At 62.7% G+C, this 15663-nt stretch carries 17 protein-coding genes; 8 read left to right on the forward strand and 9 right to left on the reverse strand.

Annotation, left to right across the window (positions count from 1 at the left end; all coding sequences use genetic code 11):
* Positions 1 to 124: 124 nt before the first annotated feature.
* Positions 125 to 1465: an aspartate aminotransferase family protein gene (locus DS839_RS33070; protein WP_119274823.1), complete on the reverse strand. Its 1341-nt coding sequence runs from the start codon at positions 1463 to 1465 to the stop codon at positions 125 to 127.
* A 71-nt stretch (positions 1466 to 1536) separates the two neighbouring features.
* On the opposite strand from DS839_RS33070, the gene DS839_RS33075 reads away from it, so the two are divergent.
* Both DS839_RS33075 and DS839_RS33080 read left to right on the forward strand, forming a co-directional pair.
* Entirely contained in the window at positions 1537 to 2568 is a 1032-nt protein-coding gene (locus DS839_RS33075; protein WP_119274824.1) for a histone deacetylase family protein, read from the forward strand.
* Positions 2565 to 2969, forward strand: coding sequence for a GNAT family N-acetyltransferase (locus tag DS839_RS33080; protein ID WP_119274825.1), 405 nt, complete (start codon positions 2565 to 2567; stop codon positions 2967 to 2969). The genes DS839_RS33075 and DS839_RS33080 overlap by 4 nt, the downstream gene beginning before the upstream one ends.
* 106 nt (positions 2970 to 3075) lie before the next feature.
* Here DS839_RS33080 and DS839_RS33085 read toward each other — a convergent pair whose 3' ends face one another.
* From DS839_RS33085 to DS839_RS33095, 3 genes are all read right to left on the reverse strand, one after another.
* Positions 3076 to 3618 (reverse strand): GNAT family N-acetyltransferase, encoded by a 543-nt coding sequence (locus DS839_RS33085; RefSeq protein WP_119274826.1) that lies wholly within the window; start codon positions 3616 to 3618, stop codon positions 3076 to 3078.
* A 72-nt stretch (positions 3619 to 3690) separates the two neighbouring features.
* Entirely contained in the window at positions 3691 to 4824 is a 1134-nt protein-coding gene (locus tag DS839_RS33090; RefSeq protein ID WP_119274827.1) for a type III PLP-dependent enzyme, read from the reverse strand.
* 522 nt (positions 4825 to 5346) lie between these two features.
* Positions 5347 to 5835 carry a MarR family winged helix-turn-helix transcriptional regulator gene (locus tag DS839_RS33095; RefSeq protein WP_119274891.1) on the reverse strand — a complete coding sequence of 163 codons (489 nt, stop codon included), beginning with the start codon at positions 5833 to 5835 and terminating at the stop codon, positions 5347 to 5349.
* 106 nt (positions 5836 to 5941) lie between these two features.
* Between DS839_RS33095 and gstA the strand changes: the two genes are divergently transcribed.
* Together gstA and DS839_RS33105 are read left to right on the forward strand one after the other, a co-directional pair.
* Positions 5942 to 6556 (forward strand): glutathione transferase GstA, encoded by a 615-nt coding sequence (gene gstA, locus DS839_RS33100; RefSeq protein ID WP_119274828.1) that lies wholly within the window; start codon positions 5942 to 5944, stop codon positions 6554 to 6556.
* Positions 6557 to 6573: 17 nt separating this feature from the next.
* Entirely contained in the window at positions 6574 to 7242 is a 669-nt protein-coding gene (locus tag DS839_RS33105; protein WP_119274829.1) for a glutathione S-transferase family protein, read from the forward strand.
* A gap of 40 nt (positions 7243 to 7282) precedes the next feature.
* Here DS839_RS33105 and DS839_RS33110 read toward each other — a convergent pair whose 3' ends face one another.
* From DS839_RS33110 to DS839_RS33130, 5 genes are read right to left on the reverse strand one after another with little or no spacing between them, the layout of a single operon-like run.
* The gene (locus tag DS839_RS33110; protein ID WP_119274830.1) at positions 7283 to 8227 is read right to left on the reverse strand and encodes an agmatinase; all 945 of its coding nucleotides are present in this window, start codon (positions 8225 to 8227) and stop codon (positions 7283 to 7285) included.
* 22 nt (positions 8228 to 8249) lie between these two features.
* Positions 8250 to 8936, reverse strand: coding sequence for an amino acid ABC transporter permease (locus tag DS839_RS33115; RefSeq protein ID WP_119274831.1), 687 nt, complete (start codon positions 8934 to 8936; stop codon positions 8250 to 8252).
* A complete protein-coding gene (locus tag DS839_RS33120) occupies positions 8933 to 9592 on the reverse strand; it encodes an amino acid ABC transporter permease (protein WP_119274832.1) in 660 nt (219 codons plus the stop codon). Before DS839_RS33120 ends, DS839_RS33115 begins: the two co-directional genes overlap by 4 nt.
* A 59-nt stretch (positions 9593 to 9651) precedes the next feature.
* Positions 9652 to 10506: a transporter substrate-binding domain-containing protein gene (locus DS839_RS33125; RefSeq protein WP_119274833.1), complete on the reverse strand. Its 855-nt coding sequence runs from the start codon at positions 10504 to 10506 to the stop codon at positions 9652 to 9654.
* Positions 10507 to 10555: 49 nt separating this feature from the next.
* The gene (locus tag DS839_RS33130) at positions 10556 to 11020 is read right to left on the reverse strand and encodes an Lrp/AsnC family transcriptional regulator (protein ID WP_119274834.1); all 465 of its coding nucleotides are present in this window, start codon (positions 11018 to 11020) and stop codon (positions 10556 to 10558) included.
* Positions 11021 to 11136: 116 nt separating this feature from the next.
* Here DS839_RS33130 and mtnA point away from each other — a divergent pair, with 116 nt between their 5' ends.
* From mtnA to ugpE, 4 genes are all read left to right on the forward strand, one after another.
* Positions 11137 to 12231: an S-methyl-5-thioribose-1-phosphate isomerase gene (gene mtnA / locus DS839_RS33135; RefSeq protein ID WP_119274892.1), complete on the forward strand. Its 1095-nt coding sequence runs from the start codon at positions 11137 to 11139 to the stop codon at positions 12229 to 12231.
* Positions 12232 to 12394: 163 nt separating this feature from the next.
* Entirely contained in the window at positions 12395 to 13705 is a 1311-nt protein-coding gene (ugpB, locus tag DS839_RS33140) for a sn-glycerol-3-phosphate ABC transporter substrate-binding protein UgpB (RefSeq protein WP_119274835.1), read from the forward strand.
* Between the two features lie 50 nt (positions 13706 to 13755).
* Positions 13756 to 14637, forward strand: coding sequence for a sn-glycerol-3-phosphate ABC transporter permease UgpA (gene ugpA, locus DS839_RS33145; RefSeq protein ID WP_119274836.1), 882 nt, complete (start codon positions 13756 to 13758; stop codon positions 14635 to 14637).
* Positions 14638 to 14814: 177 nt separating this feature from the next.
* Positions 14815 to 15660, forward strand: a complete 846-nt coding sequence (gene ugpE, locus DS839_RS33150) for a sn-glycerol-3-phosphate ABC transporter permease UgpE (RefSeq protein WP_119274893.1) — start codon at positions 14815 to 14817, stop codon at positions 15658 to 15660.
* Positions 15661 to 15663: the final 3 nt, after the last annotated feature.

The following is a 15663-nucleotide window of genomic DNA, read 5'->3' on the forward strand; positions in this document are numbered from 1 at the left end:
TGCCACGCGCTACGAAAAGACCGACAGATGCTTTGCTGGCTTCATCAATATCGTCGCAGCCTTCCTCGCATCCAGTGATTGTAAACAAGCCTTAGCACGGGCCCGCAATCTCAGCCCGAAAGTTTCAGCGCATACCCGCGAGCACCTGGCGGATCGATTTCGCCATCTTGTCGACGATCTCGCCCAACTCGTCCGCCGAGGCGTTATAGGGTGGCGCGAGGATGACGCAATCGCCGGCGATGCCATCGGCATTGCCGCCGACGGGATAGCAAATGAGTCCGTTTTCAAGGGCTTGCTGGCGGATGCGCAGATAGAGCTTGAGCTCGGCGGGGAACGGCGTCTTGGTCTTGCGGTCCTTGACCAGTTCGATCGCCTGGAAGAAGCCGCGGCCGCGGATGTCGCCCACCGCCTCGATGTCGGAGGTTGCGTCCGCCATCATCTTCACGAGCTTCGGGCCCCATTCCATCACCCGCTCGACCAGTTTTTCGCGCGTGACGATCTTCTGGACGGCGACGCCCGCCGCGCAGCAAGCCGTGTGACCGGTGAAAGTGTGGCCGGTCTGCGGCCCGCCATGGACGGGGGCGAAGGCTTGGGCGAGCTTCGTTGAATAGACGGCAGCACCCAGCGGCAGATAACCCGCCGCCAGGCCCTTGGCGACCGACATGATATCGGGCTCGACACCGTCATGGGCGAGCGCCCGCCAGGGGCCGCAGCGGCCGGCGCCCGACATGACCTCATCCGCGATGAGGAGCACGCCATGCCGGTCGCAGATCTCGCGCACGCGCTTGGCATAGCCCGGAGGGGCCGGGACGCAGCCACCGGCGGCGCCGACGACCGGCTCGAAGATGAAGGCCGCGACATTCTGAGCGCCGAGCCGCAGGATCTCGTCCTCGAGTTCCTTGGCGCAGGCCTCGGCGGTGGTTTCGGGCGTGGCGCCCGCCGGCGGGCGATAGACATTGGCGGGCGAGAGCAGCGAGGAGGGAACGAGAGCGCCCTCAAAGGCCGCACGCCTTTCGAGGAAACCGGAGACGGAGAGCGCGCCTATGGTATTGCCGTGCCAGGACCGTTCGCGTGCGATGAAGCGCCGGCGGCTCATCTCGCCCTTTGCGGCATGATATTGGAGCGCCAGCTTGAGGCAGCTTTCGACCGCCTCCGACCCGCCGGTGACGAACACCATGTGCTTGAGGCTGCCGCCGCAGTTCTTCGCGACGATCTCGGTCAGCTCCTCCAGCGCGTCGGTGGTGAAATTGTAGCGATAGCCATGGGCGATGCGCGAAAGCTGGTCGGCGATGGCGGCATTGACCTCTTCATTGCCATGGCCGATGCAATAGACGGCAGGCCCGCTCGAGCCATCGATATACTGCTTGCCCTGGGCGTCGTGGATATAGCTGCCCTTGGCCCATTTGGCCTTGGGAAGATTGGCCCCGGCCGTCGTGATGCTCTGGGGAAGTGGCTGCTTGGTCATGCGGAAATCCGTGATCTGGCGTCATCGCCGAGACTGAGCTACTAGCAGAGCCCTCACCATCAGGGCAAATCATGATCACGGTTTTCGACGACATACAACGTCTGCACAATCCGCCGAGCTTCATCGTCGCCGGCAAGCCCAAGCCCCTGCCGGAGCGGCCCGAGCGCATCGACATGCTGCTCGAGGGGGTGAAGCGCTCAGGCGGCACCATCGTTGCGCCGCCGGCGATCGGCAACGAGACATTGTCGCTCGTCCACGATGCGCGCTATCTCGCTTTCATGGATACGCTGTGGGAGCGCTGGCAGCGTCTGCCCGACGCCGCCGACTATCCGCTGCCCAACATCCACGCGCTCGGCCGCCCCAGCCTGGCGCCGGTCGGCTATCCCGATTCGGTGGTCGGCCAATGCGGCTATCACCTGGGCGACGGCTCCTGCCCGATCATGGACAAGACCTGGGAAGCCGCTCGGGCGAGTGCCGCGAGTGCGGCCCATGCCGCGTCCCTGATGCTCGAGGGTGAGCGCATGGTCTATGCGCTTTGCCGTCCGCCCGGCCATCATGCCGCCTCCGACGTGGCGGCGGGCTTCTGCTATGTCAATAATTCGGGGCTTGCCGCGGAGATCCTCACCCGGGCGGGTAAGCGGGTGGCGATCCTCGATATCGACGTCCATCACGGCAACGGCACGGAGGCGATCTTCTATGACCGCGCCGACATCCTCACCGTCTCGCTGCATGCCGACACGAAGCGCTTCTATCCGTTCTTCTGGGGCTATCCGCAGGAGACCGGGAGAGGCGAGGGCGAAGGCTTCAACCTCAATTTGCCGCTGCCGCGCGGCACGAAGATCGACGACTACCGTGCGGCCCTCGCCGAAGCGTTCAAGCGCATCGCGGCATTCCGGCCGACCCTGCTCCTGATCGCCGCGGGGCTCGATATCTCGATCGACGATCCCTTCCAGGGCTTTGCCATCACGACTGCGGATTTCGCGACTATCGGCCGTGACATCGCCGCCTTGAAATTGCCGATGCTGGTGGTGCAGGAGGGCGGCTATCCCTCTGCGAGCCTCGGCGCCAATCTCGCTTCGCTGCTTGAAGGCTTGCGGTCATGACGCTCACCATCCGGCCGATGCGTGACGGCGATGCGCCGCAGGTGGTCGCGATGGTGCGGGGGCTCGCGCGCGACACCGGCGCCGATATCGTTCCCAAGCTCACGCCCGAAAGCCTCATCGGCAATAGCGATCTGATCGACGTCACCATTGCCGAGGACGAGAAGGGGCTGCTCGGCGCCTGCCTGACGCTTCTCACCTATTCGACCTGGCGCGACGCCAAGGGCCTCTATGTGGTCGATCTCTTCGTCGATCCCCGGGCCCGCAATGGCGGCATCGGGGTGAAGCTCCTGCGCGAGGCGGCACGCCGCGGCCGCGCCAAGGGCGCTCGCTTCATCAAGCTCGAAGTCGATCGCACCAATGGGGTGCCGAGCGCTTCTACGAGCGCCTGGGTTTCGTTCTGAACGACAAGGACCGCCTGTTCGTGCTCGAAGACGAGAAGGTGACGGCATTCCTGAAAGGAAGCGATTGAAAATACCTCTCCCCGCTACGCGGGGAGAGGGTTACTTACTACGCTGTCTGGCGCGCTGTTTCGATCTCGCCAGCCGGGATCATTCGACCGGCCGCTGAGATCACACCTTCTGCTTCCTTCAGCGCTCCCGCTTCAAGTTCGAGGCCGAGAAAGCGCTCGAGCTCGACAGGGCCGGGCAGGCTCAAGCCTTCGACGCTTGCGCGCGTGAAGCCGAACCGGCCGTAATAAGGCGCATCACCCACCAGCAGCACGGCCTTGTGGCCGAGCTTCCTGGCTTCCTCGAGCGCATGGCGCATCAGCTTGGCGCCGATGCCGCGCTTCTGATAGGCGCAGTCGACGGCGAGCGGGCCCAAGAGCAAAGCCGGGCCGGCGGAGCCTGCGGTGATGTTCCACAGGCGTAGCGTGCCGATGAGGCGGCCCTTGCGGTTGCGCGCCGCAAAAGCGAGGCCATCCGCCGGCAGGCGGCCGTCGCGCAGGCGCTCGGATGTCTTGCGCCGGCGCTCGGCCTTGCCGAAGGCGCGGTCGAGCAGGACTTCGCGGGCCGGAAGATCGGCTGCAATTTCGGGCGTGATGGTGACCATTATGGCCTCCATTTCGCCTCCGGCGCCTGCCTTTCGGGCAGGCGCCTCGGGTCTCAAGGGTGAGTGGAGGGGTTAGATGATGTAGGTCTCGAGCGGCGGGAAGCCGTTGAAGGCGACCGTCGAATAGGTCGTCGTATAGGCGCCCGTATTGTCGATCAGCACCTCGTCACCGACCGTCAAGGTGAGCGGCAGGTCGTAGGGCGTCTTCTCATAGAGCACATCGGCGCTGTCGCAAGTGGGCCCGGCAATGATGCAGGGACCCATGGCGTCGCCGTCGCGCGCAGAGAGGATCGGGTAGCGGATCGCCTCTTCCATCGTCTCGGCGAGACCGCCGAACTTGCCGATGTCGAGATAGACCCAGCGGGTCTTGTCCTTGGCATGCTTCTTCGACACCAGCACGACCTCGGCCTTGATCACGCCGGCATTGCCGACCATGCCGCGGCCCGGCTCGATGATCGTCTCCGGGATGGCATTGCCGAAATGCTTGGCGAGCGACTGCTCGATGCCCTGGGCATAGGCGCCGACCGCCGGCACCTCTTTCAGGTAACGGGTCGGGAAGCCGCCGCCGAGATTGACCATCGACAGCGTGATGCCGCGCTCGGCGAGCGTGCGGAAGATCTGCGCCGACTGCGCCAAGGCGGAATCCCAGCCTTCGGTCTTCGTCTGCTGCGAGCCGACATGGAAGGAGACGCCATAGGCATTGAGGCCGAGCTTATGGGCGCGGTCGAGCACGTCGATCGCCATCTCGGCCGAGCAGCCGAATTTGCGCGACAACGGCCAGTCGGCGCCGTCGCCATCGGTCAGGATGCGGCAGAAGACGCGCGCGGCCGGAGCAGCGCGGGCGACCTTCTCGACTTCCTCGATGGAATCGACGGCATAGAGCGAAACGCCGAGCTGATGGGCGCGCGCGACATCGCGCTCCTTCTTGATCGTGTTGCCGAAGGAGATGCGCTCAGGCGTGGCGCCGGCGGCAAGCGCCATTTCGATTTCGGGCACCGAAGCCGTATCGAAGCACGAGCCGAGGTCGGCCAAGAGCGACAGAACTTGCGGCGCCGGATTGGCCTTCACCGCATAGAAAATGCGGGTGGCCGGCATGGCGCGGGCGAAGCGGAGATAATTGTCACGGATGACCTCGAGATCGACGACGAGGCAGGGGCCTTCGGGTCGTCGGTCGGCGAGAAAGTCGATCATGCGTTGTGTAGCCATAGGCGTAACTCCCCATCAGGGCGCAGTGGATGGCCTTTGAGGTGCGATGGCGCGTCCCGCGATGGAGACGGGAACGGGCCGGCCGCCTTTCGGGCCGTCGAGTGCGATGATTGTCCGGGCGCAAGCGCCTCGCATTCATCGCGGTTTGTCTGCCTTGGTTTGGAGGGTTATCCCGTCCGCACTTCTGGCAAGGAAAGTGGTGCCTCTTTAGTAACGCTGACTGTTGGACCAGTCAGTCCGAGACCAAAAAAGCCCGCACCGTCGTTGCTTCAAGGCGTCCGCGGTCTTCTTCCTGACCGCTAGGGATCATGTCCCTAGTACCGTCCCGGAGACCTTCTTGAGGATCCGGGGGACGCCCACAGGCACGTGCGACTTTGGGCAACCGCGATATGATAGATTCCGCCGTCGCATTCAAGAAAAAAATTGCCCCAAACCCAAAAATTCACATGGGCCTTCAAAGGGTTCTTTATGGAGTCTTAATGTTGGCGCTGCGATGCGGCGCGGAGTGTGGCAGCTCTGTGTTCAGGCGGCGTCGCAGCCGGCGGAATCGCAGCCCGCTTCGGGCCTCAGGCTGCCGCCGATGGCGCCGAGCAGCCGCACCAGCTGCTCGAGCTCGCGCTCCTGGAGGCGTGGCGCCACGTGCTCTTCGACCGCGTCGCGCAAAGTCGGCCACATGCGCTTCTGCAAAGCGCGGCCCTCCGGGGTCAGCGCGATCATCTGGCCGCGCCCGTCGCCGGGGCAGGCGGTGCGCTCGATGAGGCCCGCTTCTTCCATCCGGTCGAGCAGGCGCGAGAGATTGTACTGGGCGACGAGCAGCTCCTTCTCGAGCTCGACGGGCCTGAGCTTGCGGCCGCCTTCGCGCGAGAGTTCGAGCAGCACGTCATACCAGGCGATCGGCGGGAACCCTTTGGCCTTCGCCGTCGCCTCGACATTGCGCACGATCTTGTCGCGGGCGCGGATGAGCCTCACCCAGACCTGCAGGACCTTGTCGATACGCTTCTCTTCGGCCATCGCCGCCATCCTGATGATTCATGCAACTACATCTAACTTGACAATAAGATGCATCTGCATTAATGTCAATGCACTTGCATCAACCTGAGTCCCATAGGAGACTAGCATGAAGCTTTATTATTCGCCCGGTGCCTGTTCGCTGGCCCCTCATATCGTGGCGCGCGAGGCGGGCATCCCCCTCGATCTCGAGAAGGTCGATCTCGCGAACCACAAGCTCGCCGACGGCACCGACTATTATGGTGTCAATCCGCGCGGCTATGTGCCGGCCATCCGCATCAAGGATGGTGAGCCGGTCCTCACCGAAGCCAATATCGTGGTGCAGTATCTCGCCGACCAGAAGCCCGATGCGGGCCTGATGCCGAAGGCGGGGACGCCGGAGCGCTACCGCGCCCAGCAGTGGCTGGCTTTCGTCGCGACCGAACTCCACAAGAACTTCTCCTGGCTCTGGTACAAGGACACGCCGGCCGAGACCAAGACCGCGGTCAAGGACAAGCTCGAGAAGCGCTTCGCCGAGCTCGACAGCCACTTCAAGAGCAACGACTTCCTTCTCGGCAAGACCTTCTCCGCGGCCGACGCCTATGCCTTCACCATCATCAACTGGGTGAATTTCCTCGGCCTGAACATCAAGAGCTTCCCCAATCTGCAGGCCTTCATGGATCGGGTCGCCGCCCGTCCCAAGGTCCAGGAAGCGCTCAAGGCCGAAGGTCTCATCGCCGCCTGACGGCAAGGAGGATTGCCATGACCAAGCTGACCCTCATCAGCCATGTTCTGTGCCCCTATGTGCAGCGGGCGGTGATCGCGCTCAAGGAGAAGGGTGTCGATTTCGAAAGGATCGACATCGATCTCGGCGACAAGCCGGACTGGTTCCTGAAGATTTCTCCCCTGGGCAAGGTTCCGGTGCTGAAGGTCGGCGATGACGTAATCTTCGAATCGGCGGTCATTGCCGAGTTCCTCGAGGATACGGTGTCGCCGCCGCTCCATCCGGCGGATCACGTCAGGCGCGCCGATCACCGCGGCTGGATCGAATTCGCAGGCGTCGTGCTCGCCGACATCTGGGGCTTCTACACCGCGCCCGACGGGCAGACCTTCGAGAAGAAGCGCCAGGAACTCGCCCAGCGCTTCGAGCGGCTGGAAGAGCGGCTGAAGGCCGATCCGTGGTTCGACGGTGAAACCTTCCACCTGGTCGATGCGGCCTTCGGACCGGTCTTCCGCTATTTCGACGTCTTCGATGCGATCGATGATTTCGGCATCCTCAAGGGCAAGCCCAGGATCGGGCGCTGGCGCAAGGCGCTGAAGGAGCGTCCTTCGGTCAAGACCGCGGTGGTGCGTGACTATCCGGAGCGGCTCAAGGACTTCATCGTGAAGCGCAACTCCTATATGTCGGGTCTCATTGCCGAGACGGTGTGAAGAGAAGACGGCCGCCATGTGGCGGCCGTCCGCTTCAGAGTCACATGTAAGCGCGGACCGCCGCGCCGATCACGTTGAGGATGATGTGGCCGGCGGTGATCGAGGTGATCTCGTTCACGTCGCGGGACGGGGTGATCTCGACGAGGTCCATGCCGACGAGGCGGCCCTTGCGGGTCAGGCCCTTGATGAGCTCGATCGTCTCGGCATAGGTGACGCCGCCCGGCTGCGGGCCGTTGACCGCCGGCATGACGGAGGGATCGAGGCCGTCGGCATCGATCGAGAGATAGTAGCGTCCGCCATCCGGGATCTGGGCGAGGATCGCTTCCATCCCGCGCTTGTGCAGCTCATAGACGGTGATGATGTTGGCGCCATATTTGCGGGCCGCCTCGACTTCCTCGGTGCGGGCACTGCCCTGGCCCCTGATGCCGATCTGGAAGATCTTGTCGATATGCTTCATCTCGGAAGCGCGCCTTATGGTGCTCGAATAGCCTTCGCGTGCCCCATTCACCTCGTCGCGCCAGTCGAGATGGGCGTCGAGATGGACGAGCGTGATCGGGCCTTCGCCATCGAGCGCGCGGAAGATCGGGATCGGGATGCCGTGGTCGCCGCCAATGGTGATGGGCAGCGCCTTGGCCTTGAGGATCTTGCGGATGGCGGTCTCGGCGAGCTTGTAGTGATTGCCGAGATTGCGCGGATCGCCCGGCACGTCGCCGACATCGACGACCTTGATGTTCTTGCCGTCGAAGACCGGGCCGCCGATGTCGAAATCCCAGCGGTCGAGATTCTGGCTGATGCGCTGCGAGGCCCGGCGCACCGCGGTCGGCGCGTTGGTCTGGTCGTTGATCGTCTCGTCCATTGCATAGGGGTCGCCATAGGGCATGCCGATAACGGCGAAATGCGCATCGAGCTTGTCGAGGTCGCCCGCGAAGGGGAAGTTCATGAAGGTCGTGTAGACGCTGCGCGGCGCCACGGTCGGGTTGGGCATGGTTGTCTCCTTTTTTGGGTGATTAACTGCTTCGGGTCGGGACGCGGGCGAGGCCCATCTGCGGCTGCAGGACTTTCTCGAGCCAGGCCGCGAATTGGGCGAGGAGGGCGTTGAGGCCCCAATAGATGAGCGCGATGAGGGTGAAGACTTCGACCGGCGCGAAGGTGCGCCCGATCACGTCCTGCGACATGTAGGTGAGCTCGCCGACGGTGATGATCGAGAGCGCGGCCGATTCCTTGATCAGCGTGATGGTGAGATTGGTGGCGGCCGGCAGCACATAGCCGATCACTTGCGGGAAGAGCACCTTCCAGAAGGTCTGGCCGTAAGAAAGGCCGAGCGCGCGCGCCGCCTCCCCTTGGCCGGGCGGGATGGAGAGGATGCCGCCCCTCACGATCTCGGAGAAATAGGCCGCCGCATAGGAGGAGAGCGCGATGATGCCGGCCGTCATCGGCGAAAGCCTGATGCCGGCGAAGGGCAGCGCGAAGAACAGCAGGAAGACCTGCACCAGGAAAGGGATGTTGCGGATGAGCTCGATATAGGTGAGCGCGATCGTGTTGAGGATGGGCCCGGCCCTGAGCCTGATGAGCGCGATGAGGGATCCGAGCGCGAAGCCCAAGGGCAGCGAGATGGCGCAGATGAGCACCGTCTTGGCGAGCCCCAGCGCGAAATACTGCCAGTTGTCGGTGAGGATGCTGAGATCGAAGCTCATGACCTTTGCACCCGGTTGCGTTTCTCGAGCTGGCGCGCCAGCGTGCTCAGCACGAACAGCATGACGAAATAGAGCGCGGCGGCGATGATGAAGGCTTCGACCGGGCGGTAGGTGGTGTTCATGATGTTCTGCGCGGTGCGCGTCAGGTCGACCACGGTGATGACCGACAGGAGCGTCGAAGCCTTGACCAGCAGCGTGAACTCATTGACGAGTGGCGGCAGGATGAAGCGGATGACCTGCGGCAGGATGACCTTGAACCAGGTGACGAAGCGCGGCAGGCCGAGCGCATCCGCTGCCTCATATTGTCCGTGCGACACCCGAGTCAGCCCGCCGCGGATGATCTCGGCGGCGAAGGCGCCGCTATTGAGGCTGAGCGCCAGGACGCCCGCGGTGAACGGCCTGAGATCGATGCCGGTCAAGCCCGGCAGCGCGTAATAGACGAGGAAGATTTGCACGAGGAGCGGGGTCCCACGCACGAAGCTGATATAGAGGCGGGCGAAAAAGCGCACGGGCTTCCATTTGGCTTCGCGCATGAAGAAGAGGAGGAGCCCGACCGCCAGGCCGAAGATGGCGCCCAGCAGCGACACGAAGAGGGTTACGCCCGCTCCGAGGAGGAACTGGTCGAACTGCGCAAGGGTTTTGCCGAAATGGAGCATCGCGGGCAGGCGAGACCCCCGCCCCGCCGGAGCGGTACGGAGTCTCAAAAGCTTGAAGTTCAGAATGCGCCGGCGGGCAGATAGCCCTCCTTGGGCGTCTGCATCTCGAAGCCGAACCACTTCATCTGCAGCTCCTTGAGCTTGCCGGCGTCATTGAGCTCATCGATCTTCGCGTTGATATAGTCGCGCACATCGAGATTGTCGGGCCGGGTCACCCAGGACAGATAGGAGCTGTCGCCGATTTTCGCCGCCACCTGATAGGTGTCGGGCACGTTCTTCATCAGCACCGCGGCGGAAGGCGAGGCGATGACGATGGCATCGACCTGGCTCGAGGCGAGCGCCAAATGGGTTTCGGGGAAAGCGGTGAACAGCTTCAATTCGGCATAACCGCCGCCCTTCGCCTTGAGCTCGGCATTGTGCTTGTCGAGGATGGGCTGCACCGAGGAGGCGAGCTGGGTTGCGACCACGAGGCCGTTGAGGTCGTCCGGGCTCTTCACCCGGTCGTCGCCCTTGCGCACCACGATGACATTGTCGAAGGAACCGGTCGGGCGCGTATAGGCGTATTTCTTGGCGCGCTCCTCGTTGATGCCGACCGAGGTCGCGACGAAATCGAATTTTTTGGCGAGGAGGCCCGGCAGGATGCCCTGGAAGGGCAGGTTGAGCTGCTCCATCTGCACGCCCAGCCCTTCGACGACGACGCTCAATATATCCATATTGTAGCCGACGATCTTGCCGTCGACGACATATTCGAAGGGTTCGAACGCGGCCTCCGTCGCCACCACCACCTTGCCGCGCGATTTGATGTCATCAAGAAGGCCCGCCGCGATGGCGCGCCCGGCACTGAGCGTGAGGAGGGCGGCGGCACTGCCGATAGCGAAATTGCGGCGCGTCAGCGCCGTCGTGATCTTGGACATTTTCGAACTCCCTGTTTGTTTTATGAGAGGCACGTCAAATCGCGGGCTGTCAGACCTCCGTCCGCCGTCCGTGATGCTTGTAGACACGTCCGATGATGAAGCTTTCGGTGTTCTTGATTCCTTCGACGGGGCGCAGCTCGTCCATGAGGAATTTGAACAAGTGATCCGTCGAGGGCGCTCTGATCTCGGCGATGAGGTGATAGGGCGCGGTCATTCCGTAGACGCTTTCGACGAACTCGTAGGCCGCGAGGCGGCGCGCCACGTCATCGACGTGCAATCTTTCGATGATGAAGCCGACAATGGCAGTGACGCCTGATCCCCGCATCGGATCGCTGACGAGCTGCACATGGATCGACTTGTCGCTGAGCAGGTGCTGCAGCTTCCGGCGAACAGTGGCCTCGGCCACGCCGATCTCATTCGCCATCTGGACCGTGGACATCCGGCCATCGATCTGCAGGCGCTGGGCGATGCCGCGCTCGGTCTCGTCGAAATCGTCGAAGGTGGCGGAAAACATAATTTATATCGCCAGTTTTGGACGGATATGAACAAGAATTAGTGATTTATCATCGGAAAACATAAAAGTCTAGCCTGCTGTTGACAGCCTGCCGGCCTCAGCGCAAGGACGTGAGCATGAAAGTCGATGGCAAGCCCTACCGGACGATCTGGCTCAATCCCGACGGCTGGTCGGTGGAGATCATCGATCAGACGAAATTCCCGCATCGTTTCGAGACGGTGACGCTGCGCTCGAGCGAGGATGCCGCCCACGCCATCAAGGACATGCTGGTCCGGGGCGCGCCGCTCATCGGCGCCACCGCCGCCTATGGCATGGCGCTTCAGGCACGCGTCGATCCTTCCGACGAGGCGCTGTCGAAGGCCTATGAGCGCCTGCATGCGACGCGGCCGACTGCCATCAATCTCAAATGGGCGCTCGATGAGATGATCAAGGCGTTGCGGAACTTTCCGCCCGGCGAAAGGACAGCGCGGGCCTACAAGCGCGCCGCCGAGATCTGCGAGGAGGATGTCGCGATCAACCAGGCGATCGGCCGCCACGGCCTCGCTTTGATCAAGGAGATCGCCGCTAGGAAGAAGCCGGGCGAGCCTGTCAATGTGCTGACCCATTGCAATGCCGGCTGGCTCGCCACTGTCGACTGGGGCACCGCGACCGCGCCCATTTATATGGCGCATGACGGCGGCATCCCCATCCATGTCTGGGTGGACGAGACGCGCCCGCGCAACCAGGGCGCCTCGCTCACCGCCTGGGAACTCGGCCATCACGGCGTCAGGCACACGGTGATCCCCGACAATACCGGCGGCCATCTGATGCAGCACGGGCTTGTCGATCTGTGCATCGTCGGCACCGACCGCACCACCGCAGCGGGTGATGTGTGCAACAAGATCGGCACCTATCTCAAGGCGCTCGCCGCCCGTGACAACGACGTGCCCTTCTATGTGGCGCTGCCGTCGCCCACCATCGACTTCACCATCGATGACGGTCTGAAGCAGATCCCGATCGAGCAGCGTTCGGGAGATGAGGTGACGAAGCTCACCGGCGTCACCAAGGACGGGCGCATCGAGACGGTCGAGATCGTGGCGCCGGGATCGCCGGTGGCGAATTACGCTTTCGACGTCACGCCGGCGAAATATGTCACCGGCCTCATCACCGAGCGTGGTGTCGTAAGGGCAGATAAGGCCGCCATCGCAGCAGCCTTTCCGGATCGCGCTTAAATACCATCAATCTGCGACGAACGACTAATCCGTTCCTGGGTTGCCAGCCGGTGCGGGCAGGCTCATATTTTCGGCTCGCTACGAAAAGGCGCGCGTGTCATCCACCTGCCAAATGACACGCCAATAAGAAACCGATCACTACAGTGAGATGGGAGCGAAATTCATGAAACGACGTTCTGTACTTGCCGTCGCCGCATTGGCCCTGACCCTTGGCGCGACCGCGCCGGCCTTTGCCAAGACTCAGGTCACCTGGTGGCATGCCATGACCGGCGCCAATAACGAGGTGGTGGAGAAGATCGCCAAGGACTTCAATGCCAGCCAGCAGGATTACGAGCTCGTTCCCGTCTTCAAGGGCACTTATCCGGAAACGCTCAATGCCGGCATTGCCGCTTTCCGCGCCGGCCAGCCGCCCGACATCATCCAGGTCTTCGATGTCGGCACCGGCGTGATGATGAATGCCGAGGGTGCCATCAAGCCCGCGGCCGAAGTGCTTACCGAAGCCGGCATGGCTTTCGACAAGAGCCAGTATCTGCCGGGCATCGTGGCTTACTATTCGCGCCCCGACGGCACGATGCTGTCCTTCCCTTATAATTCGTCATCGCCGATCCTCTATTTCAACAAGGACATCTTCCAGAAGGCGGGGCTCGACGCCGCCAATCCGCCCAAGACCTGGAACGAGGTCTGGGACGCGGCCAAGAAGATCAAGGCGAGCGCTGCAGCGCCTTGCGGCTATACCTCGACCTGGCTCACCTGGATCCATCTCGAGAATTTCGCCGCCTGGAACAACACGCCCTATGCCACCAAGGAGAACGGCCTCGCCGGCCAGGATGCCGAGTTGCAGATCGCAACACCGCTCTTCGTCAATCACTTCCAGGCTTTGGCCGATCTCGCCAAGGATGGCACCTTCAAATATGGCGGGCGAACGTCCGAAGCGAAGCAGATCTTCCTCGCCGGCGAATGCGGGATCTTCACCGAATCCTCCGGCGGCCTCGGCGACATCGTCAAATCCGGCATGAATTACGGTATCGGTCAGTTGCCTTACGATTCCGATGCCGCCGGTGCGCCGCAGAATACGATCCCGGGTGGGGCGAGCCTCTGGGTCTTCGGCGGCAAGTCGGCGGAGCAATATAAGGGCGTTGCCGCCTTCTTCGGCTATCTGTCGCAGACCGATGTGCAGACCTATCTGCACCAGAAGTCGGGCTATCTGCCGGTGACGCTCAAGGCCTATGAAGAGACGAAGAAGTCGGGCTTCTATGAGAAGAACCCGGGGCGCGAGACGCCGATCACCCAGATGATGGGCAAGGAGCCGACCGCCAATTCGAAAGGCGTGCGCCTCATCAACCTGCCGCAGGTGCGTGACATCGAGAACGAGGAGTTCGAGAAGATGCTGGCGGGCGAGCAGACCGCGCAACAGGCGCTCGACAATGCCGTCAAGCGCGGCAATGAGGCGATCAAGCAGGCGCTCGGCAATTAATTGAAGGTCAGGGCCGTCCCGCTCACGCGCAGGGCAGCCCGTCTTCATTCATGATCCGGGCGACCTTTCCGCACAAGCTGCTTCCCTATCTGCTGCTGGCGCCGCAGCTCGCGATCACGCTGGTGTTCTTCTACTGGCCGGCGGGCCAGGCGCTCAAGCAATCGATGCTGCGCGAGGATGCTTTCGGGCTCAAGACTGAGTTTGTCGGACTGTCCAATTTCAAGCGCGTCCTTGCCGATCCAGCTTATCTCAATTCGATCGGCGTGACCGTGATCTTCTCGGTCGCGACCGCGCTCATCTCGATGGCGGTGGCGCTTCTCCTCGCCGTCAAGGCGGAAAAGATCGTGCGCGGCAAGACCTTCTACCGCACACTCATGATCTGGCCCTATGCCATCGCACCCGCGATCGCCGGCATGATCTGGCTTTTCCTGTTCAACCCGTCCTTCGGCACGCTGGCCTGGCCGCTGCGCATGTTGGGGATCAGCTGGGACCCGCTGCTCAACGGTCCGCAGGCCATGGCCATGATCGTGATGGCGGCATCCTGGAAGCAGATCAGCTACAATTTCCTGTTCTTTGTCGCAGGGTTGCAGGCGATCCCTCGGACGCTGATCGAGGCCGCGGCCATCGATGGCGCAACGGAGCAAAAGCGCTTCTGGACCATCATCTTCCCGCTCTTGGCACCGACTACCTTCTTCCTGCTCGTCGTCAACACCGTCTATGCGCTCTTTGACACTTTCGGCATCATCCATGCGGTGACCGGCGGCGGACCCGGCAAGGCCACGGAGACGCTGGTCTACAAGGTCTACAATGACGGCTTCGTCAATCTGATCCTGGGAAGTTCCGCCGCCCAGTCCGTCATCTTGATGGCGATCGTGATCGCGCTCACCGCGATCCAGTTCCGCTACATCGAAAGGCGGGTGCATTATGGGTAGGTCTTTGACCCTCGCCCCGCAAGCGAAGCGCAGCGGGGAGAGGGAAGGGGCCCGACGCGAAGCGTCGGGAAGGGTGAGGGGCCACTGGCTGACAAGTGCCCCTCACCCTCCCATTGCTTCGCAATGGGGCCCTCCCTCTCCCCGCTCGCGCGGGGCGAGGGCAAAAAGGATGTCGCCATGATCGCCTCGTTGCGCAGCCGCCTCGTCGCGCATTTGTGGCTGATCCTCGGCTTGATCGTTGTGGCATTTCCGATCTATTACGTCTTTGTCGCCTCGACGCATCCGCTCGAGACCATCTTGCGGCCGCCTTTGCCGCTTCTGCCCGGCGACCGGTTCGTCGCCAATTACGGCGAGGCTCTGTTCGGCGGCGTCGGCCGCATCGGCGGTGTCGGCGTCGGCACGCTGCTCCTCAACACCACCATCGTGGCGCTCGGCATCGCCATCGGCAAAATCGTCATCTCCATCATGTCGTCCTATGCCATCGTGTTCTTCCGCTTTCCGCTGCGCATGGCGTTCTTCTGGATCATCTTCATCACCCTGATGCTGCCGGTCGAGGTCCGGATCCTCCCCACCTACAAGGTGATGGTCGACCTCCATCTCATCGACACCTATGCCGGGCTCATCGTGCCGCTCATCGCGTCGGCGACCGCGACCTTGCTGTTCCGGCAGTTCTTCATGACCATTCCCAATGAGCTCCTGGAGGCGGCGCGCATCGACGGCGCCGGGCCCTGGCGCTTCTTCAAGGATATCCTGCTGCCGCTGTCGGCCACCAACATTGCGGCCCTCTTCGTCATTCTCTTCATCTATGGCTGGACGCAATATCTCTGGCCGCTGCTGATGACCAATTCCAACTCCATGAACACCATCGTCATTGCGCTGCGCAAGATGATCTCCTTCGCCGATGCCGACACGCAATGGCATCTGGTGATGGTCACCTGCATCCTGGCGATCCTGCCCCCTATCCTGGTGGTGGTGTTGATGCAGCGCTGGTTCGTCAAGGGCCTGGTCGAGAGCGAGAAGTAGAGC

The sequence above is a fragment of the Taklimakanibacter deserti genome (assembly GCA_003574785.1).